Source organism: Hamadaea sp. NPDC050747, from assembly GCF_040654195.1.
In the GTDB taxonomy this organism is placed as follows: domain Bacteria; phylum Actinomycetota; class Actinomycetes; order Mycobacteriales; family Micromonosporaceae; genus Hamadaea.
The window spans coordinates 230,227-257,153 of the sequence record NZ_JBFAHM010000012.1 but is presented as its reverse complement, the minus strand read 5'-3'; the positions used below and the strand labels follow the sequence as shown (position 1 = coordinate 257,153).

23 protein-coding genes are annotated in these 26,927 nt (G+C 70.1%); 10 read left to right on the top strand and 13 right to left on the bottom strand.

Annotated elements, in window-relative coordinates:
* Positions 1–128: 128 nt before the first annotated feature.
* From AB0H43_RS28405 to AB0H43_RS28395, 3 genes are all read right to left on the bottom strand, one after another.
* Entirely contained in the window at positions 129–2,861 is a 2,733-nt protein-coding gene (locus AB0H43_RS28405) for a beta-L-arabinofuranosidase domain-containing protein (RefSeq protein ID WP_360004214.1), read from the bottom strand.
* Positions 2,862–3,020: 159 nt separating this feature from the next.
* Complete coding sequence (locus tag AB0H43_RS28400) at positions 3,021–4,013, bottom strand: transmembrane transport protein (protein ID WP_360004212.1); 993 nt, start codon at positions 4,011–4,013, stop codon at positions 3,021–3,023.
* Positions 4,010–4,885 (bottom strand): ABC transporter ATP-binding protein, encoded by an 876-nt coding sequence (locus AB0H43_RS28395; protein ID WP_360004210.1) that lies wholly within the window; start codon positions 4,883–4,885, stop codon positions 4,010–4,012. The genes AB0H43_RS28400 and AB0H43_RS28395 overlap by 4 nt, the downstream gene beginning before the upstream one ends.
* Positions 4,886–4,972: 87 nt before the next feature.
* Between AB0H43_RS28395 and AB0H43_RS28390 the strand changes: the two genes are divergently transcribed.
* Together AB0H43_RS28390 and AB0H43_RS28385 are read left to right on the top strand one after the other, a co-directional pair.
* Positions 4,973–5,626, top strand: a complete 654-nt coding sequence (locus AB0H43_RS28390; protein WP_360004208.1) for a response regulator transcription factor — start codon at positions 4,973–4,975, stop codon at positions 5,624–5,626.
* 2 nt (positions 5,627–5,628) lie between these two features.
* Positions 5,629–6,759, top strand: coding sequence for a HAMP domain-containing sensor histidine kinase (locus tag AB0H43_RS28385; RefSeq protein ID WP_360004206.1), 1,131 nt, complete (start codon positions 5,629–5,631; stop codon positions 6,757–6,759).
* Here AB0H43_RS28385 and AB0H43_RS28380 read toward each other — a convergent pair.
* The 6 genes from AB0H43_RS28380 to AB0H43_RS28355 all read right to left on the bottom strand — a co-directional run bounded on the left by AB0H43_RS28380 (position 6,756) and on the right by AB0H43_RS28355 (position 15,608).
* The gene (locus tag AB0H43_RS28380; protein WP_360004205.1) at positions 6,756–8,960 is read right to left on the bottom strand and encodes an FAD-dependent oxidoreductase; all 2,205 of its coding nucleotides are present in this window, start codon (positions 8,958–8,960) and stop codon (positions 6,756–6,758) included. The genes AB0H43_RS28385 and AB0H43_RS28380 overlap by 4 nt on opposite strands.
* A gap of 2 nt (positions 8,961–8,962) precedes the next feature.
* Positions 8,963–11,263, bottom strand: a complete 2,301-nt coding sequence (locus AB0H43_RS28375; RefSeq protein ID WP_360004203.1) for a hypothetical protein — start codon at positions 11,261–11,263, stop codon at positions 8,963–8,965.
* A 72-nt stretch (positions 11,264–11,335) separates the two neighbouring features.
* Positions 11,336–12,211 (bottom strand): carbohydrate ABC transporter permease, encoded by an 876-nt coding sequence (locus tag AB0H43_RS28370; protein WP_360004201.1) that lies wholly within the window; start codon positions 12,209–12,211, stop codon positions 11,336–11,338.
* Positions 12,208–13,164 carry a sugar ABC transporter permease gene (locus AB0H43_RS28365; RefSeq protein WP_360004200.1) on the bottom strand — a complete coding sequence of 319 codons (957 nt, stop codon included), beginning with the start codon at positions 13,162–13,164 and terminating at the stop codon, positions 12,208–12,210. Before AB0H43_RS28365 ends, AB0H43_RS28370 begins: the two co-directional genes overlap by 4 nt.
* Positions 13,161–14,540, bottom strand: a complete 1,380-nt coding sequence (locus AB0H43_RS28360) for an extracellular solute-binding protein (protein ID WP_360004198.1) — start codon at positions 14,538–14,540, stop codon at positions 13,161–13,163. The genes AB0H43_RS28365 and AB0H43_RS28360 overlap by 4 nt, the downstream gene beginning before the upstream one ends.
* Before the next feature lie 93 nt (positions 14,541–14,633).
* Positions 14,634–15,608, bottom strand: a complete 975-nt coding sequence (locus AB0H43_RS28355) for a LacI family DNA-binding transcriptional regulator (RefSeq protein ID WP_360004196.1) — start codon at positions 15,606–15,608, stop codon at positions 14,634–14,636.
* Positions 15,609–15,819: 211 nt separating this feature from the next.
* Between AB0H43_RS28355 and AB0H43_RS28350 the strand changes: the two genes are divergently transcribed.
* Both AB0H43_RS28350 and AB0H43_RS28345 read left to right on the top strand, forming a co-directional pair.
* A complete protein-coding gene (locus tag AB0H43_RS28350; RefSeq protein ID WP_360004194.1) occupies positions 15,820–16,950 on the top strand; it encodes a mandelate racemase/muconate lactonizing enzyme family protein in 1,131 nt (376 codons plus the stop codon).
* A gap of 13 nt (positions 16,951–16,963) precedes the next feature.
* Positions 16,964–17,818 carry an NAD(P)-dependent oxidoreductase gene (locus AB0H43_RS28345; RefSeq protein ID WP_360004192.1) on the top strand — a complete coding sequence of 285 codons (855 nt, stop codon included), beginning with the start codon at positions 16,964–16,966 and terminating at the stop codon, positions 17,816–17,818.
* Between the two features lie 48 nt (positions 17,819–17,866).
* On the opposite strand, the gene AB0H43_RS28340 is transcribed toward AB0H43_RS28345, so the two are convergent.
* Positions 17,867–18,421, bottom strand: coding sequence for a TetR/AcrR family transcriptional regulator (locus AB0H43_RS28340; RefSeq protein WP_360004190.1), 555 nt, complete (start codon positions 18,419–18,421; stop codon positions 17,867–17,869).
* A 102-nt stretch (positions 18,422–18,523) separates the two neighbouring features.
* On the opposite strand from AB0H43_RS28340, the gene AB0H43_RS28335 reads away from it, so the two are divergent.
* Positions 18,524–19,030, top strand: a complete 507-nt coding sequence (locus AB0H43_RS28335) for a hypothetical protein (protein WP_360004188.1) — start codon at positions 18,524–18,526, stop codon at positions 19,028–19,030.
* 63 nt (positions 19,031–19,093) lie between these two features.
* On the opposite strand, the gene AB0H43_RS28330 is transcribed toward AB0H43_RS28335, so the two are convergent.
* On the bottom strand, positions 19,094–19,363 hold the full coding sequence (locus AB0H43_RS28330) for a metal-sensitive transcriptional regulator (RefSeq protein WP_360004186.1): 270 nt from the start codon (positions 19,361–19,363) through the stop codon (positions 19,094–19,096).
* Positions 19,364–19,508: 145 nt separating this feature from the next.
* Here AB0H43_RS28330 and AB0H43_RS28325 point away from each other — a divergent pair, with 145 nt between their 5' ends.
* The 4 genes from AB0H43_RS28325 to AB0H43_RS28310 all read left to right on the top strand — a co-directional run bounded on the left by AB0H43_RS28325 (position 19,509) and on the right by AB0H43_RS28310 (position 23,292).
* Positions 19,509–19,832, top strand: a complete 324-nt coding sequence (locus AB0H43_RS28325; protein ID WP_360004184.1) for a rhodanese-like domain-containing protein — start codon at positions 19,509–19,511, stop codon at positions 19,830–19,832.
* A 36-nt stretch (positions 19,833–19,868) separates the two neighbouring features.
* Entirely contained in the window at positions 19,869–21,218 is a 1,350-nt protein-coding gene (locus AB0H43_RS28320) for an MBL fold metallo-hydrolase (protein ID WP_360004182.1), read from the top strand.
* A complete protein-coding gene (locus AB0H43_RS28315; protein WP_360004180.1) occupies positions 21,215–21,559 on the top strand; it encodes a rhodanese-like domain-containing protein in 345 nt (114 codons plus the stop codon). Before AB0H43_RS28320 ends, AB0H43_RS28315 begins: the two co-directional genes overlap by 4 nt.
* Positions 21,560–21,687: 128 nt before the next feature.
* A complete protein-coding gene (locus AB0H43_RS28310; RefSeq protein WP_360004178.1) occupies positions 21,688–23,292 on the top strand; it encodes a hypothetical protein in 1,605 nt (534 codons plus the stop codon).
* 35 nt (positions 23,293–23,327) lie between these two features.
* Here AB0H43_RS28310 and AB0H43_RS28305 read toward each other — a convergent pair whose 3' ends face one another.
* Positions 23,328–23,756: an MmcQ/YjbR family DNA-binding protein gene (locus AB0H43_RS28305; protein WP_360004176.1), complete on the bottom strand. Its 429-nt coding sequence runs from the start codon at positions 23,754–23,756 to the stop codon at positions 23,328–23,330.
* 130 nt (positions 23,757–23,886) lie between these two features.
* Here AB0H43_RS28305 and AB0H43_RS28300 point away from each other — a divergent pair, with 130 nt between their 5' ends.
* A complete protein-coding gene (locus AB0H43_RS28300; protein ID WP_360004174.1) occupies positions 23,887–25,449 on the top strand; it encodes a DUF222 domain-containing protein in 1,563 nt (520 codons plus the stop codon).
* Positions 25,450–25,706: 257 nt separating this feature from the next.
* On the opposite strand, the gene AB0H43_RS28295 is transcribed toward AB0H43_RS28300, so the two are convergent.
* Complete coding sequence (locus AB0H43_RS28295; RefSeq protein WP_360004172.1) at positions 25,707–26,735, bottom strand: hypothetical protein; 1,029 nt, start codon at positions 26,733–26,735, stop codon at positions 25,707–25,709.
* Between the last annotated feature and the right edge of the window lie 192 nt (positions 26,736–26,927).

Below are 26,927 nucleotides of genomic sequence, written 5' to 3'. Positions count from 1 at the left end.
CGCGCATCGGCGAAATCACCAGTCTCGCGGATCGTGTCGCGTTTTCCCGGATAACGCGGCCTCCTATGGCCCCGGAGGGGACGTTTTCCCGGAAACGCGAAACGTTGGCCGTCCTCGCGGATCCGTCGTCAGACGAACCGCCACAGGTGGTCGTTGGTGCCGTTGTCGTCCCAGAGCACGATCTGCGCGCCCGCGGCCGTCGACGCGCCGGAGACGCCCAGCACCCGGCCGCCGTTGGCGCATTGGATCCGGAAGTAGCCGTTCGCGCCGTACCGCAACCGCCAGCGGTGGTCCGCGGTGCCGTTGTCGGCCCACTGCATCGCTCGCGCACCGTTCGCGGTGCTCGCGCCCTCCACGCCCAGGACTTTGCCGCTGTTCGCGTTCCGCAGCCGGAAGTAGCCGCCGGTGTCGGGCACCGCGGTCCACAGATGGTCGGCCGTGCCGTTGTCCGCCCACTGCACGACCAGCCCACCGTCCGCTGTGGACATGTTCTGTACGCCGAGCACGAGCCCGCTCCCGAGATTCTGGATACGCCGAGCGCCGTTCGGAAGGAACCGCCACAGGTTGTCCGCCGTGCCGTTGTCCGAGTCCTGGACGGCTTGCGCGCCGGTGCCGGTCGAGCCGTTCAGAATGCCCAGCAGCTTGGCGCTGTTGGCGTTGCGGAGCTTGTGCGTGCCGTCGCCGTTGTCGACGATCGTCCACCGGTGGTCGGCGGTGCCGTTGTCCGTCCACTGCAGCACGACCGCGCCGTCCGCAGTGGACATGTTCTGTACGCCGAGCACCTTGCCGCTGTTGACGTTGCGGAGGCGTACGGCCGAACCGTCGGCGATCAGCTCCCAGTTGTGGTCGGCGGTGCCGTTGTCCGTCCACTGCAAGGCGAGCCCGCCGTCGGCGGTCGACATGTTCTGCACCCCGAGGACGAGGCCGCTGGCCGCGTTGACCAGGCGGTAGCTCGCGGAGTCCGTACTCCAGTAGACGGTGTAGGCGAAGCCCTGCGCGTCGGAGAACGGGCCGAGGTTGACCGTCGCCCCGTTGGCGGTCGCGGTGAACGCCAGCGAACTGGTGCTGGTCCGGGTGACCGACGACGTCGTCAGCGCCGGCAGCGCCGACAGCGTCGAGTTGCCGTAGTTCCCGGCCAGCACCGACGGGCCGTAGGTCAGGGCGACCACACCCGCGTTGTCGTTCGCCGGGCGTACGGCGACCTGCATCGGCAGGCGTACGGTCACCGTGTCGCCGGTCGTCCAAGATCGCGTGAGCACCGCGTACGCGCCCGGCGTGACGGTGATGTTCTGGACCGTGCCGTTGACGGCGACGGTCGCCCCCGACGCCCACGCCGGGATGCGTACGCGCAGCGACCAGGAGCCGCTGAGACTGCCGGTGACCGTCAGCGTCGTGGTGTCGCCGACCGGGTAAGTGGTCGTCTGGGTGACCGTGATCCCGCGCTGCGACCAGGTCAGCACCGACGGGACGAACAGGTTCACGGTCAACGTGGTGCCGCTGTAGAAGTAGATCGAGTCCATCAGCTTGGTGTTGACCTCGACACCGGTGCCCTGGCAACACCAGAACGTGGTGTAGTCGGTGCTCCACGTGCCGCCGCCCCAGGCCGGTCCCACTCCCCGGCGGCCACCCGGGTTGAGCGGGGTGAAGTAGGTGACGTGGCCGTGGCCGTCGGCCGGGTTCTGCGCGCCGACGACGTGGTTGAGCAGCGTCCGCTCGAAGAAGTCGAAGTACGCCGCCTGATCCGGATACAGCTGCCACAGCTCGCGGGTCAGCTTGAGCATGTTGTAGCTGTTGCAGTGTTCGCAGGTGTCCTGGTTCAGGTACGCCGCGATGGCGTTCGCGGGCCGGAAATGCTCGGCCTGGCTGTTGCCGCCGATGACGTAGCTGTGCGCGTTGACGGTCATCGCCCAGGCGTTGACGGCGATGTCGCGATAGCGGGTCGTGCCGGTGGCCTTGTACTCCCGGGCGGCGCCGATCCACTTGGGCACCTGGGTGTTGGCGTGCAGGCCGTTGAGCTGATCGGAGTTGGCGGCCAAGGGCGTGAACACGGCGGCGTGGTCGAAGCGTTGGGCGGCGGTGAGCCAGCGGCCGTCGCCGGTCTGCTGGTACAGGTCGGTCAGGACCGCGTTCATCCCGCCGAACTCGGTGTTGAGCACCGACTGCATCTGCGCCGAGCCGAGCCGGGCGGTACGCGTGTCGACCCAGCCCGCGAGCGCGAGCAGGACGTCTCGGGCCTGCGTACTGCCGAGGTAGCGCCACACGTCGAGCAGACCGGCGAGGGTCTTGTGGATGACGTAGTACGGCACGTTTCCGTTGGACAGGTTGCCCGCCTCCAAGGCGGTGAAATCCGACTCCGGAAAGCCGGACAGGTAGCCGGCGGCGAATCCGGCCGCGCCGTTGTTCGCCTGGCATTTGGCCAACTCGGCGACCATGTATGCGGCCTTGTCCCGGCAGGTCGTGTCGCCGAGGACGGCGTACGCCTGCGCCCAAGCGGTCAGGAAGTGACCCTGGACGTGCGTACGGAACGGGAACGTCGGCGCGTCCCAGCCTCCGGTGGCGGCGGCGCCGTTGGTCGAGAGCCGGTGGTTTGCCCGGAAGTTGTAGAGCAGCCGGTCTACGTCGACGAACCGCAGATAGGCCAGCGTCCGGTTCTGATTGTCGAGCAGGCGGCCCGAGGTCAGCTGCACCTGGCCGAGCTCGAAGGCGTACGCGCCGACACCGATGTCGGAACGCGCGGGCGGCACCGCGGCTTGGGCTGCTGCAGCCTGGGCTGCGGTGGTTTCCAGCGTGGGCACCGCCGCGGCGGCGGTCGCTCCGGCGGCTCGGAACAGGCCGCGGCGACTGAGCGGGAACGAGGACATACCGGAGTGTTAACGCTCACATCCACATTCGTCAACCCTTCGCTTCGTGATCATTGCGTCAGCCATGCTGTTTCACGGAGCAAATTGTCCGTTCAAACAGCATGGCTGACGCAATGATCACGCTCGGTCAGTGGAGCGTGCGGGGGTGGTTGGGGCGGGTCAGCTGGAGTAGCGGCGGATGCGCAGAAGGCAGAAGGCGGCGAGGGCCAGCGACAGGCCGCCGAAGACCGCCAGCTCGGTCCATTGGAAGCGCCAGTACCGGTCGGCGGGGTGGTACGTGTAGCTGAAGTGGATGTTCTGCGCGGCGGTGCAGGCCATGTCTTCCTGCTGGTTGCTCCCGTGGCACTGCTCGGTCTGCGCGGCGGTGTAGGGCGTGCCGTCCGCGTTGTACAGCTTGCTCGTGGTCGTCAGCGACCAGGCGCCCGGCATCGTGTAGCCGTCGATCCGGGCTCCGTCGGGTCCGACGCCCATGAAGTCCGAGCGTCCCATCGCCTCGACGTCCAGCCGCACGGTCGTGGTGACCGGGGTCATGAGGTGCTGGCGTACGGTGATCGGCAGGACGATCTGGACCACGGCGAAGACGGCGAGCGTCAGCGCCATGGCGGGCAGCGTACGCCGGACGAGCAGGCCGATCGTCGCGCCCAGCAGGAACGCGAAGGCGGCGTACCCGATGGGGACGAGATTGCGCGCCGCGAACGTCATGGCGGCGAAGCGACCACCGGCGAGCTGGTCGTAGCGGCCGGCGCTCCAGGTGAGCAGCAGGCTGTACAGCCCGGTGACGGCCATGCTCGCCAGCGTGAGCAGGGTGAGTTTGACGGCCAGCCAGCGGGTCCGGGTGACGCTCTGGTTCCAGACCATGCGGTCGGTCTTCTCTTCGAGTTCCCGGGTGATGAGCGGCGCGCCCCAGAAGACGCCGATCAGCGCCGGCACACCGAGTAGCAGCGCCCCGGCCAGCGCGACCGGGACCCCGTACGCCTCCTCGAAGTCACGTCGGGCCGCCGTGCAGGCGTCGGCCAGGCAGCCGACGATGTCGTCGGCGTACGCATGGCGCATCTGGTTGCCGAGGATGACGAGATAGATCGCCAGGACGGCCAGCGCACCGGCCGCGACCGTCGCCTGGGTGCGGAACTGCCGCCAGGTGAGCCAGATCATCGCAGTGCCTCCGTTCCCCGCACGGCCGCGATGGCCGCCCGCGTCATGTACGCCAGCCCGACGTCTTCGAGGTCGGCGTGCGCCGCGCCCGGGATCGGCTCGGCGCTGCGCACGACGACGGTGGCCTCGCGGGCCGAGTCGTCGGCGTGGATGATCGCCGCCCCGGCCGGCAGCCGAGCCGGATCGGCCTGCCCGGCGGGGAGCCGGTAGTGCTCGGCGAGCAGGTCGGCGACGTCTCCGGCGAGCTGGACCCGGCCGGCGGCGAGCACGACGAGGTGGTCGCAGACCCGTTCGAGGTCGCCGAGCAGGTGCGAGGACAGCACGACGCTGACCCCGAGTTCGGCGACGAACTCCAGCAGGTCCCGCAGGAAAGCGCTGCGCGCCAACGGATCCAGCGAGGCCACCGGCTCGTCGAGGATCAGCAGCTCGGCTCGTTTGGCGGCGGCCACGGTCAAGGCGAGCTGAGCACGCTGGCCCCCGGACAACCGGCCGGCCTTCTGCGCCGGGTCGAGGCCGAGCTGCTGCACGCGCCGCCGGGCCAGGCCCATGTCCCACCGCGGGTTCAGCTTCCGGCCCAGCTTCAGGTGATCGGCTACCGACAGCCCGGCGTACACCGGGGCGTCCTGCGCGACGAAGCCGACCTTCGCGAGCTGGGCCGCTCCGGCGGCCGGGCGGTCGCCCAGCACGGCGATGCTTCCGGTGGTGGGCGCGAGCAGGCCGCAGGTCAGCCCCAGCAGCGTGGACTTCCCCGCGCCGTTCGGGCCCACCAGGCCGACGATTCGCCCAGCTGGTACGCGGAGAGTGCACTCGGTCAGCGCCGCCTTTTGGCGGTAGTGCTTGCCGAGATCTCGCGTCTCGATGATGGGTGTCATGGGAGCAGTTGTAGACAGCGGGCGGTCACAGCACGGTCCGCTCCGCTGTGACCCCGTTGTGACGGCGACCCCGATAACCTTTCGACGATGAGGGTGCTGGTGGTCGAGGACCAGGCGGAGCTGGCCGACTCGGTGGCGCGGGTGCTGCGGCGCGAGGGGATGGCCGTCGACGTGGCGTACGACGGCGCGGCCGCCCTGGACCGCACGGGCGTCGTCGACTACGACGTCGTCGTCCTGGATCGGGATCTGCCCGAGGTCCACGGTGACGACGTCTGCCGCGCCCTCGTCGGCCGGGCGGCGCCGACGCGTGTGCTGATGCTGACCGCTTCGAGCACGATCGCGGAACGGGTCGAGGGGCTGGGCCTGGGCGCCGACGACTACCTGCCCAAGCCGTTCGCGTACGCCGAACTCGTGGCCCGCATCCGGGCAGTAGGCCGCCGCACGACCCCGGCCGCACCGCCGATCCTCGTGCACGGCGACCTGCGGCTCGATCCGGGGCAACGCCTCGCGACCCGGGCCGGCGCGCGCCTGTCGTTGAGCCCGAAAGAGTTCGCCGTCCTCGAATACCTGCTCACCGCACAGGGCCGGGTGGTCTCCGCCGAGGAACTGCTCGACCGGGTGTGGGACGAGGCGGCCGACCCGTTCACCACCACCGTCAAGGCGACGATCAATCGGCTGCGGGCCAAGCTCGGCGACCCGCCGGTGATCGAGACCGTGAACCGTTCCGGCTACCGGGTGTGACCATGCCGCCAGCGCACCGCCTCCGCCGCCGCTTCACCGTCCTCTACGGCGTCATGTCCGTCCTGTCCGGCGTGATCCTGCTCGGCATCGTCTTCGTGCTCGCCCGGGATCTGCCCCCGGCCGACGTACCGGCCCCACCCGGCGGCCCGCCCGCCGGGTCCGGCCTGGGCGTCCCACCCGCCGTCTTCCTCGACTTCCGCGCCGACGTGGTGCTCGTGTGCGGGATCGCGCTCGCCGTCATGGCCCCGCTGTCGCTCGGGCTGGGCTGGCTGTACGCCGGGCGGATGCTGCGGCCGGTACGCCAGATGACCGGGCGCCTCCAGCAGATCTCCGGGTCGAACGTGCACGAGCGGCTGGCCCTGTCCGGTCACCGCGACGAGTTCCGGGACCTCGGGGACACCATCGACGGGCTGCTCGCCCGCCTGGAGGCGGCTCTCGAAGGGCAGAAGCGGTTCGTCGCCAACGCCGCGCACGAACTGCGTACGCCGTTGACGGTCGAGCACGCGCTGATCGAGGAACCCTTGATCGACCCGGACGCCACCGTCGAGGCGTACCGGGCGAACTTCGAGCGCCTGCTCGCCGTCAACCGGGAGCGCGGGCGGCTGCTGGAGTCGCTGCTCACCCTGGCGGGCAGTGAACACGGCGGTACGCACGGCCGGGAGCACGCCGAGCCGGTCGACCTCGCCGTCCTCGTCGAGCAGGCGCTGCTGGACCGGGCTGCGGTGGCCGGCCGCCAGGAGGTGCGCGTCAAGAAGTCGGTGCGGCCCGCGTACCTGCTCGGTGATCCGGCGCTGCTGGCGCGGCTGGTGGCCAACCTGTGCGACAACGCCCTCCATTACAACGTCGCCGGTGGCGTGATCGAGGTCGGCACTCGGGTGGACACGGGGCTGGCGGTGCTGGTGGTCGCGAACACCGGGCCGGTGATCCCGCCGGACGAGGTGGAGCGTCTGTTCGAGCCGTTCCAGCGGCTGCATCGGGTCGCCGACGACGACCGGCACGGGCTCGGCCTGTCGATCGTCCGCGCGATCGTGGCCGCGCACGACGGTCAGCTGACCGCGTCCGCGCGGCCGGGCGGCGGGCTCACGGTCGAGATCGCGTTCCCCGCCGTCGGCGCGGATCGGCCGGTGCCCTAAGCGTCGGGGCCGTAGACCCGGACCGCCGCCAGATGTGCCCGTGGTACGCCGTTCGTCGCCGTCACCTTGATCCGGACCGCGTCGGTCACGGTGACCTGCGCGAGGTCGTGGACGCGGCGTCGCTGCCGGTTGCCCGTGACCTCCGCGATGACGTGCCACTCACCGGCCGCGTTCCGCGCCTCGATCCGGTAGTCGCGGACCAGCGTCGGCATGATCGCGTCCGGGGTGCGGTGGTGATGCAGGTTGATGAGGTCGACGTTGACGTCGTCGTCGGCGAGGACGTCGACGCGGGCGACCGTGATCGGCTCCGGCCAGTCCAGCGTGAGCGAGGCGGGCAGCTCGGCCGAGACCCACAGGTGCGGGCCGCCGAACGGCCGCTGATAGCCGTCGACCGCCTTCTCCGGCGCGTACGCGGCCGTCGCTCCGCCGTCGACGCAGAAGTGCGGGGCGTCGGTCCATTCCCGGAGCAGTTGCGGGGCTTCGTCCTGCGGGCGCAACGGCACTCGCGTCAGGCACAGCACTCCCGGCGTCGGCGTACCGGCCGACCAGAGGGAGACCACCGGATTCGCCGCGATGACCAGGAAAGCGTTCTGGGGCGCGTCAGGTCGCCAGGTCAGCGGGACGTCCACCCACTGCTTCTCCCCCGCCGTCACGGCGACGCCGGCCGCGGTGATCAACCGGCGTGGCACGTAGTTCTGGCCCAGCTCCGGGTCGTGGAGTTCCACTCGCAGCTCGGTCGCCTCGGTCGCGGAGACGAGCAGGCGTACGCCGCCGAGCGCCGGATCGACCGGCAAAACGATGCCCGCGTCGGCGTCGAGCGCCCACGGCTCACCGGGATCAGTTGCCGCCACCGTGGACAGTGTCGAGGACGCCGTCACCGAGGCGGTGCCCTGCAGCCCGTCCTCTGTCAGCGGCAGACCCATGATCGAGGCGTCCGCCCGCAGCAGCGTCCGCTGCAATAGTCCCCGGTCGAGCTGCCGGGGACCGACCCCGGCGGCGACGCACAGGGCGGCCGCGGTTCCCGCCGCCTGACCCAGGGTCGCGCAGGTCGCCATCACCCGGGTCGAGCCGAACGCGACGTGGCTCGCCGAGATGTCCCGCCCGGCGAACAGCAGGTTCGTCGTGTTCACCGAGTACAGGCTGCGGTACGGGATGTGGTAGACGCCGTCGGCGTACCGCTGTTTCGCGCCCGCCTCGGTGGCGTACATGCCCTGCGGCGGGTGCAGGTCGATGGACCACCCGCCGAAGGCGATCCGGTCGTCGAACGGGGTCTGGCCGAGGATGTCGTGCTGGGTGAGCACGTAGTCGCCGAGGAACCGTCGGTACTCCCGCTTGCCGGGCAGCGCGCCGACCCATTCGAGAGTCATCGTGTCGGCGTCGAACTTGCCGGAGTTCTTGATGTAGTCCCAGATCCCGTAGATGACCGACCACAGCTCGTCGCGGATGCGGTCGTTGTCGTGCACGGTGTCCAGCTCGCCGCCGTACTCGATCCACCAGTACGCGCAGCCGTTGTCCCCGGCCTTGATGATCCGTCGCTCCGGGATGGACGTCGTGGTGATGTCCTTGGCGAACGACGGCGGGACGTAGCGGACCGGCTCCCCCGCGTCCTTGGTGTAGAACAGCAGCGTGCTGCCGAGGGTGATGTCGTCGGCCACCTCCGGCGCCCACGGCTCGCCGTACTCGGCGCGGCTCTCGCGGCCGATCCGGTAGCGCGCCCCGGCCAGGTGCCCGACCAGACCGTCGCCGGTGCAGTCGAGGAACACCGGCGAGGTGAACCGGATCAGCCGTTCCGAACCCATCATCCAGCCGGTCACCGCCTCGACGACCCGCGCGTCCTCGGGGCCGCTCGCGTCGACGAGGCGTACGTCGGTGTTGAGGTAGAGTGAGATGTTCGGCTCGGCGCGCACGGCGTCGAGCACCACCGCGTCCCAGAAGTAGGGGTTGCCCTCCGGATTGCGGTACTGGTTCTCCAGGAAAAGCTCGCCCATGATGCCGCCCTCACGGGCGTAGTGGTTCTTGCCGTGCCCGGTGGCCCCGACCACCCACACGCGCACCTCGCTGCTGGAGTTCCCGCCCAGCACCGGCCGGTTCGTGACCAGCGCGACGGTACGCCCGAGCCGGGCGGCGGCGATCGCGGCGCAGACCCCGGCCAGACCTCCCCCGATGACGGTGACGTCGTGGTACGCGTGTTCGTTTCGCATGGTCAGCAGTCCTCACCGAGGTTCGTGCAGAGTCCGTAGTACAGCCGGGGCGCGCCGTCGAGGACGACGCTGACCCGGCCCTGGGTCTTGGGCAGCAGGGTTTCGCGGCCGACGCAGTCGACCTGGCGGACGTGCGTGCCGGTGGCGGCCAGGCGCACCGTGGTCTTGGTCTGCCACGTGTCCACCCACGTCTCCGGCGTCGCGTACGCACTCGTCCCGTCGGCGTGGTCGGCGTTCAAGATGTACCCGTCCTTGCGACTCCACAGCACGTAGAGCGGCCCGTCCGGGGTGGTGAAGGCCAGCCCGTGCAGGTCGGGATCGTCGAAGGCGACCCAGCGGTCGAAGGTCGCCTGGTCGAGGGCGCGAGCGGCGGTCGCGTACGCCAGCAGGGAGGGCTTGGCGCTGGTGTCGCGGTTCATCAGCCCGTGGTGGAACTCGATGTTGGCCGGGTCGGCCGCCTGCGGATGGTGGATGGTGCTGTCGTGCAGCTGGTACCAGTTCACCCCGCGTACGCCCTCGGCTTTGGCCAGCGCCAGGGACAGCAGCACGTTCTCGGCCGCGTGCCGCGGCGTGTCGGTCCACCACACGTTCGGCTTCGTCGAGGCGTACGCCTCGGTCAACCACAGCTCGGTCGGCGTCGTCTTGCCGGCGGCGGCGTCGTAGTCGGCGATCACCTCGCGGGCCTTGCGCAGGGAGCCGAGATAGTTCCAGTAGCTGCCGGTCGACCCCTCGGTCCAGGTCGACGGGTCGGGCGCGTAGTCGGGCGTGAAGTTGCCCCGGCCGGGGTGGATCGCCAAGGCGTCGATCTTCGGCCAGCCGCCCGCCGCCTCGAAGTTCGCCAGCCAGTTGTAGTCCATCCCGCCGAGCCCGCAGTTCATCACCTTGAACGTGGCGCCCGCGTCTTCCATCGCCGCCCGGAGTGGGATCAACGCGTCCGCGGCGTATTGGGCCGCGCCCAGGCCCGACATCCACGGCTGGTTCAGCTCGTTGCCGGCCTCGTAGTAGCGCGCGCCACCGGCAGTGCACAGGGCGGTGATCTCGGCCGCCCAGGCCGCCTTCGCCTCGGCCGTGCCGCCGATCGGGATGCCGCCCTTCTGGACATTGTGGAAGATGCCGAGATCGTCGAGATCGGCGACCGGGATGCCGGGCGCGCCGTCGTAGGCGATGCGGATCCACTTGACGCCGATGCGCTGCAACAGGTTCGCCACGTCGGCTTGGCTGGGGGCGAGCAGCCACGGGTAGTTGGAGATGCCGAACATGCTGTCCTGCCCGGCCTGATAGGCGTACGGCGGCAGGACCGCCAGCGTGGTGCGGGCCAGCGCCTCGTCCGCCCCGGCCGTCGCGGTGACCTCGGTGAGCAGGATGCCCTGTGGGGGCGCGGTCACGGTGAAGTCCCCGCTCCACGCGGCTCCGGCGGCCAGTTCGGCGGTGACGGTCTGGCTCGCGACCAGCGCGCCGTCGAAGTCGCGCGCCCAGAACCCAACGGTCACCGTGCGCGCGGCCGTTCCGCCGTTGACGACCTGCGCGTGCACGGCCATCGGCTGACCGCCCGCGTCCCACAGGTTGAAGGACTGGTCGGTCCAGATCTCCGCGCCCAGCGCGCTCTGATCGGCCACGGTCGCCGCGGCCTGCGGCCGCAACTCCCCCAGAACCAGGGTCGCCTCGGTCGTCGCGCTGCTCGTCCCCGTCGCTGTGCCGGGGGCGTGCAGCCAGGTCGCATTCGTGTACGCCGGAGTCGTGGCCGTCAGCCGGAAGTAGCCGCGGGCGCCGGACCAGGTCTCGGCGTACAGCCCGCCGGCGTTGATCTCGTAGGGAATCCCGCCGCCGGCATCGCGCGTCCAGCGCGTCAACGCCGTGTACGCCTCGGCGGCGGCCGGATTCAGGACGGTACGCCCGATCATGAACCCGGTCGGGGTGAGGGTGGCCGAGCCGCTGACGTCGTAGCGCAGGTGCGCCCGATGCCCGGTCACGTCGAACGTTCCGGTGATCGTGAGCGCGGACGCCGACGCGGGCAGCTTGTACGCGACCTTGATGGCCGGACGGCCGTCGGGCAGCGTGATCAGCGACGGCGTACCGCCGAAGGTGCGCTGCGTGCCGAGCACGGAGTCTTTGAACAGGAAGTGCGTCAGGGTGATCCGGTCGGCGGCGCCGTCGTTGACGGTGATGCTGCCGTCGGCGTTGGCGGTGAGGGTGATGCCGTCGGCGGAGACGGTGATCGGATCGGCGTGGGCGGCGACGGCAGGCAGCACCGCGCCGGTCACGCCGACGGCGGCGCCTTGCAGGAGGGTGCGGCGACGAAGCATCGCTTTCTTCCTTTCAGGAAGACGGCCTTCCAGGGGGACGGCGACTTTCGGGGGACTTTCCTCGGTGGTGCGTCAGCCCTTGACGCCGGTGAAGCCGAGCCCGGCGACGACGTACTTCTGGGCGAAGGCGAACACGATCACCGGCGGGAGCAGGGCCATCGCCATCGCGGCGATGAGCAGGTCCTGCGGCGCCTGTTCGGCGAGGTTGACGAGGGCGACGCTGATCGGCTGGCGGGCCGGGTCGGACAGCACCACCAGCGGCCAGACGAAGTCCTTCCAGCTGTGCACCACCGCGAGCAGGCTGATCACGGCGAGCACCGGCCGGCTCATCGGCAGGACGATCCGGCGCAGCAGGGTCCAGGTGGACGCGCCGTCGACGCGGGCGGCGTCGAACAACTCGGCCGGCAGCGCGTCGAAGAATCGTTTGGCGAGCAGGACGTTGAAGGCGTTGGCCCCGGCCGGCAACCAGATCGCCCAGTACGTGTTGGCCAGGTTGAGGTGGAGCACCGGGACGTCGATGACGGTCAGGAACAGGCTGACCATCGACACCGTGTACGGCACGAACATCGTGGCCAGGATGGCGGCGTACACGTAGCGGCCGAACCGGGGCCGGAGCACCGACAGGGCGAAGCCGGCCGTCACGGCGACGAACAACTGCACCGCCCACGAACCGGCGACGATCCAGAACGTGTTGGCCAGGTACGCGCCGACGCCGAGGTCGCTCAGCGCGGTGCCGAAGTTCTCCGGCCGGGCGTCGGCCGGCCACAGTCGCAGCGGGTCGGCCGACAGCTCGGCGGGCGGCGAGACCGCGCCCTTGATCGTCCAGTACAGCGGACCGAGTCCGAACAGGACCAAGGCCAGCAGGGTGAGCAGCTGGATCGTCCGCAGCCCGAGCCGGGTGCCCGGCCGCCGCCGTTCGTGGGTGGAGATGAAGGTGGTCGTGCTCACGAGCGGCTCCAGCTTCGGGTGGCGCGCAGGTACACCGCCGACAGCACGGCCAGCGCGATGGCGAGCAGGAACGACAGCGCGGCGGCCTGGCCGTACGCGCCGTTCTGGAAGGCATACCGGAAGATCAGCAGCAGCACGGTGACCGTCGAGTCCCGCGGGCCACCGCCGGTAAACACGTAGGGCTCGGTGAACACCTGGATCGTGCTGATCAGCTGCATCAGCAGCAGCAGGCCGATGGTGGGACGCAACTGGGGCAGCATCACGTGCCAGATCCGCTTCCAGATGCCGGCCCCGTCGCTCTCGGCCGCCTCGTAGAGCTCGGCCGGGATGCCGACCATCGCGGCGAGGTAGATCAGCACCGCGCCGCCCATGCCCGCCCAGGTGGACTCCAGGACGAGGCTGAGCATCGCCGAGTCCGGCGACTGCAACCACGGGAACGGGCCGAGCCCGACCAGCCCGAAGACCGCGTTGAACAGACCCGATCCGGGATCGTAGAACCACTTCCAGAGCAGCACCGACACCACCGGTGGGATGACCACCGGCAGGTACGCCAGGAAGCGGTAGACGCCGCCGGCCCGGCGTACCGTCGACATGATCGCGGCGAGGATCAGCGGCGCGGGGAAGCCGATCAGCAAGCCCAGCCCGACGAACAGCACCGTGTTGCCGACGGCCTTGCCCAGCAGCGGATCGGCGAAGATCGCGTGGAAGTTGTCCAGGCCGACCCAGCGGGCCGGCTCGACCAGGTTGGTCTCCTGGAAGCTGATCAGCAGGCCCCGGATGATGGGCCACCAGGAGAACAGCCCGAACACCACGAACGCCGGGATGAGCAGGACGAACGCGACGGCGTCGGCCCGCCACGCCGAGCGGCGGCGCGACCGGGCCGCTCCGGCGGCGGTGGCGCCGCCGGAGCGTTCGGTGGACCGGGCCGGGACCGCGGTCAGGTCGGCGCTCATTTCTGGGCGTCGGCGAGCTTGGCGTTCACGTCGGACTCGGCCTTCGCCAGCAGGGCGTCGACGTCGGCGTTGCGGTCGGTCAGCACCGCCTGGATCGCGGTGTCGAGGGCGGCGTACAGGGCCTGGGCCTGCACCGCCGGCTCCGGACGCAGCGTCAGCGCCGGAGTTCCAGTCAGGTACGGCGCGAAGTGTGGCAGCTCGACGTTGACGTACGGCTGGATCGCCGCGTTGATCTTGTCCTGCTGCGCCTGGTTGAACAGCGGCAACGTGGGTACGCCGACCGCCGCCTTCGGGTCAGCCGCCAGCGCCTTGGCGTTGGCCGCTGCGACCGCCGGGTCATACTGCGGCTGGGCGTACGCGAACAGCAGCCACTTGACCGCCGCGGCGCGCTTGGCCGCCGACACCGACGCGGGAACCATGTAGATCTTGCCGCCCGACAGCGTGGCGTTGCCGCCAGCCTGGGGCATCGCGCCGATGCCGTAGTCGCCGGTATTCGTCATGCCGTAGGTGACCTTGGCGAGCCGGTAGGTGCCCGGAGTGCCGAGGAACATGCCGACCTGACCGGCGGCGAACGCCTTGATCACGTCGTTCTGGTTGTTGAGCAGGCTGCGGCCCAGCGAGTCGTCGGTCCAGCGCATCGTCTTGAGCAGGTTCAGCGCGTTCTTGGTCGGCGCGTTGTTGAAGTCCGCCACGTACTTGCCGTTGTCGAGGCGCTCCATCGAGCCGCCGTGCGCGTACGTCATCATCGTGAGCTGCCAGCCGCCCTGGTGGTCCTTGGACTCCTGGACGTAGCCGGGCTTGCCGGTCTTGGCGGCGATCTGCTTCGCGTACGCCTGGACCTCGGCCCACGTCGTCGGCGGCTTGTCCGGGTCGAGACCGGCCTGGGCGAACAGCGCGCGGTTGTAGACCAGACCCAGCGCGAACGGAGCCTCCGGTACGCCGTACACCTCGCCGGCGGCGTCGCTGATCGGCTTGAGGACCTGCGGGTTGAACTCCTGATAGTGGTCCCACCCGCGCATGTCGGCGGTGAGCGGCGAGACCTGCTTGCGTTCGATGAGCCCCTGCGGCTCGGTGAGCGGGACGCTGATGACGTCCTCGATGCTGCCGCCGGCCAGCTTGGCGGAGAAGGTCAGCGCATCCCAGACGTTGGTGGACCCCTCGATCTTGATGCCCGGGTTGGCTTTCTCGAAGTCGGCGACCAACTTGGCGAACTGGTCGAGGCTCGCCTTCTCGGTCGCCGGCGGCATCCCCTGCACGCGCAGGACGATGGTGTCGCCGGTGCCGTTGCTGGTGGGCTTGAGCGAGTCGCAGCCGGTCAACGCGGCCACCGCCGCGCCGCCGAACAGCGCGAGGGCCGACCGTCGGGTGGTTCTCATGTTCGCACTCCCAGGGGTGGGGCGTCCGTACGCGGGACGCGAAAGGCTGCCGGCTCGGGGCCGGTGGCCCCTGCCGTTGCGGATGTTCAGATGTCAGGCGGCGGCCGGACCGGTCGACGCCCGGGGAATGAGCCGCGATCCGATCTCGACCTTGCGGGCGGGCTGATCGGGATCGGCGACGATCTCGGCGAGCAGGTCGCCCGCCTTCGTGGCGATCTCCTCGGCGGAGATGCGGATGGTGGTCAGCGACGGGGTCGCGGTGGTGGCCAGCAGTGTGTCGTCGATGCCGATGACGCTGACCTGACCGGGCACGTCGATGCCGAGCCGGGCCAGTTGGTGCAGGATGCCGAGCGCGACGAGGTCGTTGTGGGCCACCACGGCGGTCGCCTCGTTGGCGGCGACCAGGGTCGCCGCGTGGACGCCGGTCTCGAAGCGCGGCTCGTAGGGGCCGAGTTCGATCAGGGCGAGATCGTGCGCGGCGAACGATTCGCGGATGGACTTGCCCCGCGACAGTTCGGGGCGGGATCCGTCGACGAAGACGCACCGGCGATGCCCGTACGCCCGCAGGTGCTCGGCGGCCTGGGTCAGCCCGGCGGCCAGCGAGACGTGCACTTCGCTGATCCCGTCGACGTGCCGGTTGCCCAGCACCAGCGGCACCTGCCGGGACAGTTCCACGAGCCGGTCGTCGGGCAATGTGGACGCCCACAGCAGCAGCCCGTCGACCTTCTTCACGACCGCCGCGATCGTCTCGATCTCGTCAGCCTCACGCTCGTCGCTGTCGGCGACCAGCACGGTGTAGCCCTGACGGCGCGCTCGCGCCTGCATCGCCTTGAAGATCGGTGGGAAGAACGGGTTGGCTATGTCGGGGATGACCAGACCCAGCGTCCCGGTACGCCCGCCGCGCAGCGACCGCGCCGCCGGGTTCGGCGAGTAGCCCAGCCGGGTGGCCGCCTCCAGGATGCGCTGCAACGTACGCTCGCCGACCTGGTCCGGGGCGGTGAACGCCCGCGAGACGGTGGAGATGGAGACTCCCGCCGCGCTGGCGACCTCACGAATGGTGACCGCCACCCGCACCCCTCCTCGCTTGCTCCGCCGCCGTGCTTCGTCGGCTTGATCCGATGCCCGAGGATCGTTGCAAACCTTCCCGCAAGTGTCAAGGGCGTTACGCCACGGAAAAATCCCTGCTGTTGACGCCGGTCAGCGCAGCCGTTTACCTTGTTCCGCGAACGATCCCATGATTTGCGGGAACGTTTTCATCGCTCTCTGGGGAGGACACGGCATGAAGATCACGGGGTGGGAGATCCTGACCCTGCCCGATCACGGCGACAGCATGATGCTCGTCGTGGTCGATACAGACGAGGGCGTGTACGGACTCGGCGAAGTCGGCATCCGATCCCGGCAAAGGGCGGTCGCGGGCGGCATCGACCACCTCGGCGAGCTGCTGATCGGCGAAGACCCGATGCGTGTCGAGCATCTGTGGCAGATCATGTTCCGCCGTGGCTTCTTCCCGGCCGACCGCATCCTCGGCGCCGCCATCGCCGCCCTCGACGTCGCGCTGTGGGACATCCGGGGCAAGGCTTTGGGCGTACCAATTTATCAATTGCTGGGTGGCGCGAATCGCGACTTCGTGCCCTGCTACACCCACCTCGGCGACGACGTGACCGTGCTCCTGGACCGGGCCGCCGACCTGGTGGCCCGAGGCTGGCGCCACCTGCGGTTCGCGGTGCCGCAGGAGGGCGATCGGCTGGACCAGCGCGCGAGCATGCGCGCGGGCATCGAGCTTTTCCATCGAGTACGCGAGGCGGTCGGCGACGAGATCGAGCTGATCCTGGACGTCCACACGCGACTGGACCCGCCGGAGGCGGTGACCCTGTGCCGGGAGATCGAATCGGCGCGACCGTACTTCGTGGAGGATCCCCTTCGGAGCGAAGGACTCGACAGCTACCGCATGCTCCGGACGCGAACCGGGGTGCCGTTGGCGGCGGGCGAGCAGTTCGGCTCCAAATGGGAGTTCCAGCGGCTGCTCGAACAGGATCTGATCGACTACGCGCGGGTGGACGTCGGCGTGGCGTCGGGGCTGACCGAGGCGAAGAAGATCGCCGCGATGGCCGAAGCCCATTACATCAAGCTGGCCACCCACAATCCGCTCGGGCCGGTGACCGCCGCCTCGTCGCTGCACCTCAACCTGGCCTGCCCGAACGTCGGCGTCCAGGAGCACCAGAACGACCCGGAACCGGTCACCGCGGCGGTCTTCACCCAGCGGCCGGAGGTGCGTCCCGGCCGGGCCGAGATCCCCACCGGGCCGGGTCTGGGCGTCGACATCGACCGGGCCGCCGCCCGGGAGCTGCACGCTCGGGCGGCCGAACGCCCGCATCTGCGCGCCACCGACGGCGCCTTCACCAACTGGTGAGAGGCTTACCCGCATGACAGTCTCGCGCGTACTGGTGACGGGCGCGGCCGGGCGGATCGGCCGGGCGGTGCTCGCCCGGCTCGCCGAGCACGGGGTCGCCGCGCACGCCCTGGTCCTCGATGATCCCGGCGACCTGGCCGCCGAACGCGTCTTCACCGGTTCGGCCGCCGATCCCGGGCTCGTGCGAGCGGCGCTGGACGGGGTGGACGGCGTGATCCACCTCGCCGCGATCCCGACCCCCGAACGCGACGAGGCGCTGGAGGTGTTCACCGCCAACGTCTCGGCGACCTTCGCCGTCCTCGAAGAGGCGGGCCGGGCCGGCGTCCGGCGGGCGGTCATCGCCAGCAGCTACGCCGCGACCGGGCTGCCGTTCGCGCGTACGCTGCTGCATCCGGCGTACGTGCCGGTCGATCCGGCCATGCCGACCGAGATCGAAGACCCGTACGCCCTGTCGAAGCAGACCGACGAACTCACCGCGGCGATGATGGCCCACCGGCACGGCATGACCGTCGTCGCGCTGCGCTACCCGTTCGTCGGCGGCTACGACGAACGACTCCCCGCCTGGGCCGCGAAGATCGCCGACCGGCCGGAGCTGGGCGCCCGGGATCTGTGGTCCTATCTGGAGACACGGGACGCGGCCCGCGCGGCGTACCTCGCCCTCGGCGCTCCCGTCTCCGGGGCCTCGGTGTTCTACGTCGCCGCGCCCCGGACGGTGGCCCCCTACCCGACCGCTGAGCTGCTCGACCGGTTCCATCCCGGCGTACCGCGCCGGGCGGACCTGCCGGGCCGGACCGTGCCGATCGATCTGCGGCCCGCCCGCGAGGTGCTGGGCTTCACCGCGTCCTACGAACTCGACCTCGGCGACTGATGCACCGCAGCTCAGCCGGCCGCGAAGCCAGGCGACGAGATGGCCGGATCAGCGGGCGATCAGAGTACGCAGGACGGGACGGGCGGCGTCGACGGGATCGGCGTCCGGCGGCATCCGCAGCGCCCCGCTGATCCACAGGCTCGCGAAGCCGTGCGCGATCGACCACGCCGCCAGAGTGGCGTCCTCCGGCCGCGCCGCGGCGCCCGGCACCGCGACTGAGCCCTTGCGGAGCACTTCGGCCGCACGGGTCTCGGCTGCCTGGAGGGCTTCGTCGTCCTGCCGGTAGAGAGCCGGCTGGAACATCACCGAAAAGTGCACCGGGTGGCCGACGGCGAATCCGACGTAGGCCACCCCGGCGGCGAGGAAGTCCGTCTCCGCGGCTTCCAGCGCGTCCGCCAGCAGGCCGAATCCCTCGGCGGCGATGGCGGTGAGCACGCCTGCCTTGTCGCCGAAGTGGTACGCCGGAGCCGCGTGGGAGACTCCGGCCCGGCGGGCCAGCTCCCGCAGACTCCACCCGTCGAGACCGGATTCCCCGATCGCCGCGACGGCGGCGGTCACGATCGTCCGGCGAAGGTCTCCGTGGTGGTATCCAGCCTTGGTCACGGCGTTCTCTCCTCGACATTCGGCTTAACTTGCCATTGACAAGATAGCGCACCGGGGCTAGTTTCGACCATATCTTGACGGTGACTAGTTTGGAGGTCCGCCATGACAATGCTCGTCCTGCTGATCGCGCTGGCGGTGTTTCGCGGGCTCGGCGCGCTCGGCGTACGCCGATTCGCGACCTGGCCCGCCGCCGCGGCCCACGCCCTGGCGGTCATGCTGTTCATGACGTCCAGCGCGCACTTCGTCCCCGGCGACGTCACCGTGATGCCGACCCACGAAGATCTGCTGGCGATGGTGCCGCCGGTCGTGCCGTTCCCGTCCGCCATGGTGTACGCCACCGGCGTACTGGAGTTTCTCGGCGCAGTGGGCCTCATCCTGGGGCACACCCGCCGGGCGGCCGGTTACTGCCTCGCCCTGCTGTTCGTCCTCATGCTCCCCGCCAACGTGTACGCCGCCGTCGCCGACGTCCCGTTCGACGGCGGGCCGGCGACTCCGCTGTGGCAGCGGATCCCGGAGCAGATCCTCTACATCGCGGTGGCGCTGTGGGCTACGCGCGGCGCGCTGCCACTGCCCCGGCTGCGGCGGTCGGCTCAGGCTTCGCCCAGCTGATGCCTCCCGCGGGGCCTGGCGCGGGCCGCCGGTGGGTCGGAGTGGCAGGGCCCGCTCTCGCCCTCAGGCGAGCGACATGAACAACTTCTCCATCTGCGCGATGTCGGCCGCCTGGTCCGAGCCGTCGTTCTTGGCCGACATGCACTGCTGGAGCCCGCTGGCGACGATCTTGAAGCCGGCCCGGTCGAGCGCGCGGGAGACTGCCGCGAGCTGAGTCACGACGTCCGCGCAGTCACGGCCCTCCTCGAGCATCGCGATGACGCCACGGATCTGGCCTTCGGCGCGGCGCAGGCGGCGGACGACGTCGCCGACGGTCTCGCCTTCGATCTGCATCTGCTTCTCCTTCCCGAGGGGGCTGCGCTTGAACGATACACCTGGGGGTATCTAGGTCACCTTGACGATGACCCGTCCGGTCGGGCTATTGTTGCTGGTAGCAATACCCCCTGGGGTATCGAGACCGCACGCTGGAGGGAACCACATGTCCGAGATCGATCTCGCGGGCTTCACCGCCGCGCACGCCGCCGGAGCGGTGGTCGTCGACGTCCGCGAGCCGGAGGAGTACGTCCGCGGCCACGTGCCGGGAGCCCGCCTGATCCCCCTCGGCCGGCTGCCTCAGCACGTCGGTGAGCTGCCCCACGCCGAGCGGATCTACCTGATCTGCGCGGCGGGGAATCGCAGCAAGGCGGCCGTGAGCCTGCTCACCCGGGCCGGCTTCGACGCCGTCTCGGTCGCGGGCGGCACCAGCGCCTGGGAGCGAGCGGGCCGGGCCACCGTCACCGGCAGCCGGCCGGGTGGGCACTGACCGACTTCGCGACACTCTGATTCGTGAGGAGGCGCCATGGCGCACGTCATCGCGATCGACACCCCGACGCTCGGCGATCGCAGCTATCTCGTCCACGACGGCGAGGTGGCCTTCGTCGTCGACCCGCAGCGAGACATCGACCGGATTCTGGATCTCGCGGCCGACGCCGGAGTGCGGATCACGCACGTCTTCGAGACCCACGTCCACAACGACTATGTGACCGGCGGTCGCGCCCTAGCCGACGCCACCGGAGCGGCGTATCACGTCAACGCGGCCGACGCGGTGGAGTTCGACCGCACGCCGATCGCCGACGGCGACGAGGTCCGCGTCGGCGACGAGCTGCGCGTCACCGCCCTCGCCACGCCCGGCCACACCTTCACGCACCTGTCCTACTCACTGTCCGAGCGCGGGCACCAGGTCGCGGTCTTCACCGGCGGCTCGCTGCTCTTCGGCTCGGTGGGCCGGCCCGACCTGCTGGGTCCCGAGCACACTCAAGATCTGGTACGCCTTCAGCACGCGTCGGCGCATCGGCTGGCGGCTGAGGTTCCCGGGCCAGCCGACGTCTACCCGACCCACGGATTCGGCAGCTTCTGCGCGGCCACGCAGTCCTCCGCCTCGTCATCCACTCTCGACACCGAGAAGGCGGCGAACCCGGTGCTCTCGCAGACCGAGGAGGAGTTCGTCCGCAGCATCCTCGCCGGGCTGGACGCCTGGCCGGCGTACTACGCGCACATGGCGGCGATCAACAGCGCCGGGCCGTCCGCACCGGACCTGTCGCCGCCCGCCCGTGCCGACGCCGAGCAGCTGCGGCGCCGGATCGCCGACGGTGAGTGGGTCGTGGATCTGCGCAACCGGACGGCGTTCGCGGCCGGGCACATCTTCGGCAGCCTGAACTTCGGCGCCGACGGCAACTTCGCCACCTACCTCGGCTGGCTGATCCCCTGGGGCACACCGGTGACACTGCTCGGCGAGACGCCCGACCAGGTCGCCGACGCCCAGCGCGAGCTGGTACGCATCGGCATCGACCGGCCCGCGGCCCACGCCACCGGCGACCCTCGCGAATGGACGGGCGACCAGCCGCCGGCGACCTATCCCCGGGCGACCTTCGCCGAGCTGGCGCAGGTACGCCACCACCGGCCGATCGTCGTCCTCGACGTACGCCGGAACCTGGAGTGGCAGGAGTCGCATGTGCCGGGAGCGGTGCACATCCCGCTGCACGAACTGCCCCGACGTCTGGCCGACGTCCCCGACGGCGAGGTCTGGGTGCACTGCGCCAGCGGCTACCGCGCCTCGATCGCGGCTTCCCTGCTGCACGCGGCGGGTCGCGAAGTCGTCCACGTCGACGGGGACTACGCCTCCGCTTCCCTGAAGGAGACATCCGCATGAGCTTCACCACCTGGCTGAGCGGCTTGTTCGCCAAGCCGTACCGGACGATCGGCGCCGCCGAGGCGCAGGAGCTTCAGCGCGGCGGTGCGATCCTGCTCGACGTACGCGAGAAGCACGAGTGGCAGGCGGGCCATGCGCCGAAGGCGCGCCACATCCCCCTCGGCCAGCTCTCCGCGCGGTCGGCCGAACTGCCCGCGGGTCGCGCGGTCGTCACCGTCTGCCAGTCCGGCATGCGCTCGGCCCAGGCCGCCCGGTACCTGGCGACCCAAGGCCGCGAGGTGGCCAACCTGTCCGGCGGGATGAACGCGTGGTCCCGGGCCGGGCTGCCCATCACTCGCTGATATCACCGGAGCGCTGGGGATGATGCCGCGCTCGGGGCATCTGCCGCGGCGTGCCGCACCCAGGAACGTCCACGCTTGCCGGTGTGTTCTCAACCGGTGAAACCCGGCAAACTGGATATTCTAGGCATATGCCGCTCAATCAACCGGAACCGATCTCACGTCTTCGGCGCGTCCTCATCGGAGGCGTCGCCTTGGCGATCACTGTGCTGACCGGTGGTGGGATCGGTTGGGCGGCTCCAGCGGAGGGGACGCTCCTGGTGGACGAGCCGTTCACCGGCGTCTCCGCCGATGCCCGGTTCGCCGGCTACGGCTCCGCCTGTCTCACCGGAGCACCGTCGGTCACCGGCATCGGCGACGGCCTGCATCCCCTGGGCGGCTGCGCGTCCGCCGTCGGGCCCGTGCCACCGTCGGGCGGCGCGCCGTTCGGCTTCCTCCGCCTCACCGACGACCTCAACGACCAGTCCGGCGCCGTCCTCTTCGACCAGGCCCTTCCGGCGGACGAAGGTCTCGAGGTCGTCTTCGACCAGTACCAGTACGGCTCCACGACACCGGCCACGCCGGCCGACGGGATCTCGTTCTTCCTCGTCGACGGCGCGGGTGGGCTCAGCGCTCCCGGCGCGTTCGGCGGCAGCCTGGGCTACGGCAAGAAGCTGCCGGACGACAACCCGGCCAACCCGTTCCTGCCCGGCGTGGACAACGGATATCTCGGCATCGGGTTCGACGTCCTCGGCAACTACTTCGGCGACTGGGAGCAGCGCGGCAGCGGCTGCGCCCGGCAGTCCCCCGCCGGTACGCCGTTCCGCATCCCCGCGCCCGGCCAGAACATGGTGACCGTCCGCGGACCGGGCAACGGCACCGACGGATACTGCTTCCTGACCGCCACGACCAGCAACTTCACCACCACCGGCCCTTGGCCCTCGACGCTGCCCGGCCAGTTGCAGGGACCGTTGACCGCGTTCCCGCCGGGGACGACAGCCCAGCAGGCGGCCCAGTTGCTCGAGCCGTCCCGGCGAACGGTCACCATCCAGCTCAGCCCCGGCCCGTCGCCGCACGTCACCATCGACATCGACTTCAACGACGGCGCGGGCGCGCAGCGGGTACTGGAGTTCGACGCGCCGAACCCGGTGCCCGCCACCTACAAGTTCGGCTTCGGCGCGTCCACCGGCCTGTTCACCGACGTCCACCTGATCGGGAACGTGCGGGTCCGATCCCTGCAACCCTTGGCGATGCTGAGCCTCGCCAAGTCGGCCGACACCAGCCAGGCATACCGCGAAGGCGACGTCGTCGACTACACCTACACGGTCACCAACCTCACCGGCGTACCGGTGCCGGACATCCGGATCATCGACGACCGGATCACCGGTATCGCCTGCGGAAGCACCTCGCTCGCCCCGGCCGGTCAGCCCGGCGACAGCACCACCTGCACCGGCGCTTATACGGTGACCGGCGAGGACGTGCTCGCCGGAAGCATCACCAACACCGCAACGGCAGCCGGTGACGACGACCGCGTCGTGTCGCCCGAACAATCGGTGACCGTCGAGACCGAACCCACGCCTCCGCCTACCCCCACGCCGTCGACGCCACCGGCCACCTCACCGAGCCCGTCCGGCCCGGCGCTGGCGAACACCGGCACCTTCCCGTCACCGATGATCTTCTTCGGCGCGGCGGCCATCCTGCTCGGCGTCATCACGTTGCTGCTCAGCCGATTGATCAGCCAGCGCCGGAGCGACTAGCTCTCGCACCACACCCGCGTACCAGGGCGAGCCGGTCAGCGCGGCCCGTCCCGGCTCGCCAGCCAGTCCGACGCACGGCGAGCCGAAGCGCGGGCCAGCCAGGCGTCCTGGACGACCTCGGCCAGCTCCGCCCGGGAGATCTCACCGATGCGACTCGCGCGGAGGAGCACCGACGGGTGCCCGTTGAAGTGCGGCGTCGTGAAGAACGGCGAATCCTCGTCCTGGACCAGCGCCTCCTTGTCCGCCGCCGAGGCGACCCAGAAGACGATGACGTCCGCGTAGCGCTCGCCGGTCTCCGGGTCGTACGCGTCCGGCCGCGGGTTGCGGAAGAAGATGAACGACTTTCCACCGACCTGGTAAATCGGATTGTCGCCGGTACCGTTCTCGACGGTCACGTGCGGCATCGCGACTGCCAGCTCGTGCACGTCGTCCACGCGGGCCGGGCGGCCATCGTCGTCAGCCATGACCTCAGCGTAGGACGGCCGCCGCCGTCACGCGGCCGATTCGCTGGACATCCATTGTGGATCGATCGTGGCACATTCTCGTGACCTTGACCCCCTGGAAGGTGTCGTACCTTCGTTCTAATGTTGGCCTGTGAACGGGGTGTTGGCGCAGGTGGAGGCGGATGTCGCCGAGCTGCTCGCCGGTCCCCTGTGGACGCTTTCGGACGCCGAGATCACCGACGAAGTCCGGCGTACGTTCGCGTTGATTCAACGTCTGTCGGGTCGGTTGGCGGCGTTGATCGCTACCGCGGACGGGCGTGAGGTTCCGTATAACGCGGGTGCGACGGGGACGGTGAACTGGCTGACGTTCCTGCTGGCGATGCGGGATAAGGACGCCCGCGCGTGGACCTCGTTGGCGTCGATGCTGCCCGCGGTTCCCGTGGTGGAGTCGGCGCTTTCGGATGGCCGGGTGAACGTGGAGCAGGCGCGGGTCATCGCCAAGACCGTCCACGATCTGCCCTCCGCAGTCGGCGAGGTGGGAAAGGCGAAGGCCGCCGACGCGCTGACTCGGCTGGCTGTCGACGATCGCCTCCGCCCGGAGGTGCTGGAGAAGCACCGGTCGCAGATCCTGGAGATGGTCGCACCCGAGATCGCCGAGGAACGCCTGCGCCGGGAGTTGGAACGAGCCGAACGATCCGCCCACGATCGGCGCGACTTCACCCTCGTCCCCTACGGCGACGGCGAATACCGCGTACGCGGTGTCCTCGACGCGGAGATGGCCGCGATCGTCCGGACCGCCCTCGACCCGCTGTCCGCGCCCCGCAAACCCGCCCCGACCGCCGCAGCCACATCCGCATCTGCTTCCGGCGACCGCGCCGCTGCCGGTCGCGCGAGCGGCGCGTTCGCCGGTCCCGGTGGCGCAAGCGGCAACGGCGGCGCGAGCTGGAACGGCGGCGTGAGCTGGAACGGCGGCGCGAGCGGAGGCGGCCCGAGCGGAGGCGGCAGCGCGAGCCGCAACGGCAGAGGCAACGGCAACGCGAGCGGAGACGGCGGCGCGGGCTGGGAAGGCGACGCGGGCGGAGGCGGCGCGGGCAGAAACGGTGCTGCGGGACCAGCTGGCCGGGCACTGCCGGGCGAGGCGGATCTGCGTTCGGCCGGTGCAAGGCGGGCTGACGCGCTGATCGAGCTGTGCCAGCGGATCCTCAACGCCGCAGAGCTACCCGACAACGGTGGCGAGAAACCACACCTCACGGTCACCCTGCCCTGGGACGCCCTGCAAGCCAAAGTCGGCGCCGGCCTCCTGGACACTGGCGACCTGCTCACCCCCGAGACGGTGCGGCGGCTGGCCTGCGACGCCATGATCATCCCCGCCGTACTCGGCGGCGACGGCCAAATCCTCGACATCGGCCGCGCCCGACGCCTCATCGACGGACCACTCCGGCGGGCACTCGTGCTGCGCGACAAGGGATGCGCGTTCCCAGGATGCGACCGGCCACCCCAGTGGTGCCACGGTCATCACCTCAAGGCATGGGCAGACGGCGGAAACACCTGCCTGGCCAACAGCGTCCTGCTCTGCGGCTTCCACCATCGCGAAATCCACCACGGACACTGGCAAGTACGCATCCGACCCGACGGCTTCCCCGAATTCCTCCCACCCACCTTCATCGACCCACAACGAAGGCCCGTCCGCAACACCCTCCACCGAAGATGCTGACGCGCCAGCCGCGCAACCGCCGCAATGCGCCCTACATCTGCGATCTGAGGCCGGGTCGCGACGACATTCACCCTCCCAATGCGCAAAACCGGGCCAGAGCGCACACCCACGGCGAATGATCCCCAGAAACGGGCAGAAATCGCATACCGAGGGCACACAACGGCGACACCTTCGTCGAGACGCGCTGGGAAGCCTGCGTATGCGCGAAGCGGCTGCTGAACGCATACGCAGGCGAATGATGCCGGGGACTGCTGCGGTCAGACCGTTCGGCCGGCCGGCCAACCGCACCAGCATGAGGCTGGATCGAGGTAGGGCTCGAGCAGCTCGGCCAGCTCCGGATGGGCAGCGCTGTGTGCGCCGCCGGAGGCGATCGTGCGGGTTACTCCGGCCAGGACGTCGGCGACCTGGACTCGGGGTTCGGTTCGCGAATCGGTCTGCCGGAACCGGAGGAACGGACCGGTGGCGGGCGGGCTGATCAGCTCCAGCGGTGGTGTCGCCAGCACCTGTTCCAGCCGCTGGATTCGTCGCTCGGTCAGGGCGGACTGCTCGTCGTGGACGATCGCGATCGGTTGCGTACCGCCGCTCCAGTGGAGCACGGTGCGCGCCAATGCTGGGAGCAATGGCTCCAGGACTGGTTGCAGAACGTGATTGTCGAGCAGGCGTATGCGCGCGGTGTAGCCGTCGGGCCGGGCGTCGGCCAGCTCGTCCAGAATCTCGGCGATCCAGCCGCCGACGGTCTGCTGTGCTGTCTCTCGGAGCGCGTCGACCTGCTCGAAGAAGGCGTCGACCGGGGCGTGCACCTTGGGGTGGCGGTTCTCCCGCAGCACGAGGTTGGTGGCGGCGAGGAATCCCTGCCAGCGCTGGGGGCCGAAGACTTCGCGGCCGGAGCGGCACAGCTCGGTCGCGTGGCTCGCGAGGCGGGGGTCGGGGCGCAGACCCAGGCTCGCCGTATCGGCGAAGTCGCCGAGGAAGATGTCGAGCACTCGGCCGATGATGAAGCAGGACTTGTGGGTCAGGTGGACGCGAGCCCGGCCGTGCACAGGGCCCTCCGGGCCCAGGAACGCGGCGAGACCGGAGCCGTTCGTGCTGCGGATCAGATGGCCGGCCTTGAACTCGTGACGATGCCGTTCGGCTCGGCCGCGGAGCAGCCGGACGCACTCCTCGGCGTCCTCGACGGACAGCCGGACGCTCGCGTACGCGATGAGGTCGGAATTCGCCGCGGCGAAGTTGCTACCTTCCCAGCCCGACTCGTCGCAGGCGATCTCCAGGGCAGGGTTCGATGTCATGTCTGTGGTGGTCAAGATGTCTCCTGGTGCTCCAACGGATACGTCGACGGGTGATCACAGGTCGACGCCCACGTGCACGGAGCTGCCAGAAGTAGCCATAAGCCCATGGTGCCCGGATCGACGGGATTCCGCCATGCCTTTTCGCGCCATGCCCCTTTTCGCCGGGCTCCCCCGCGGCTTGCATCCGGTACC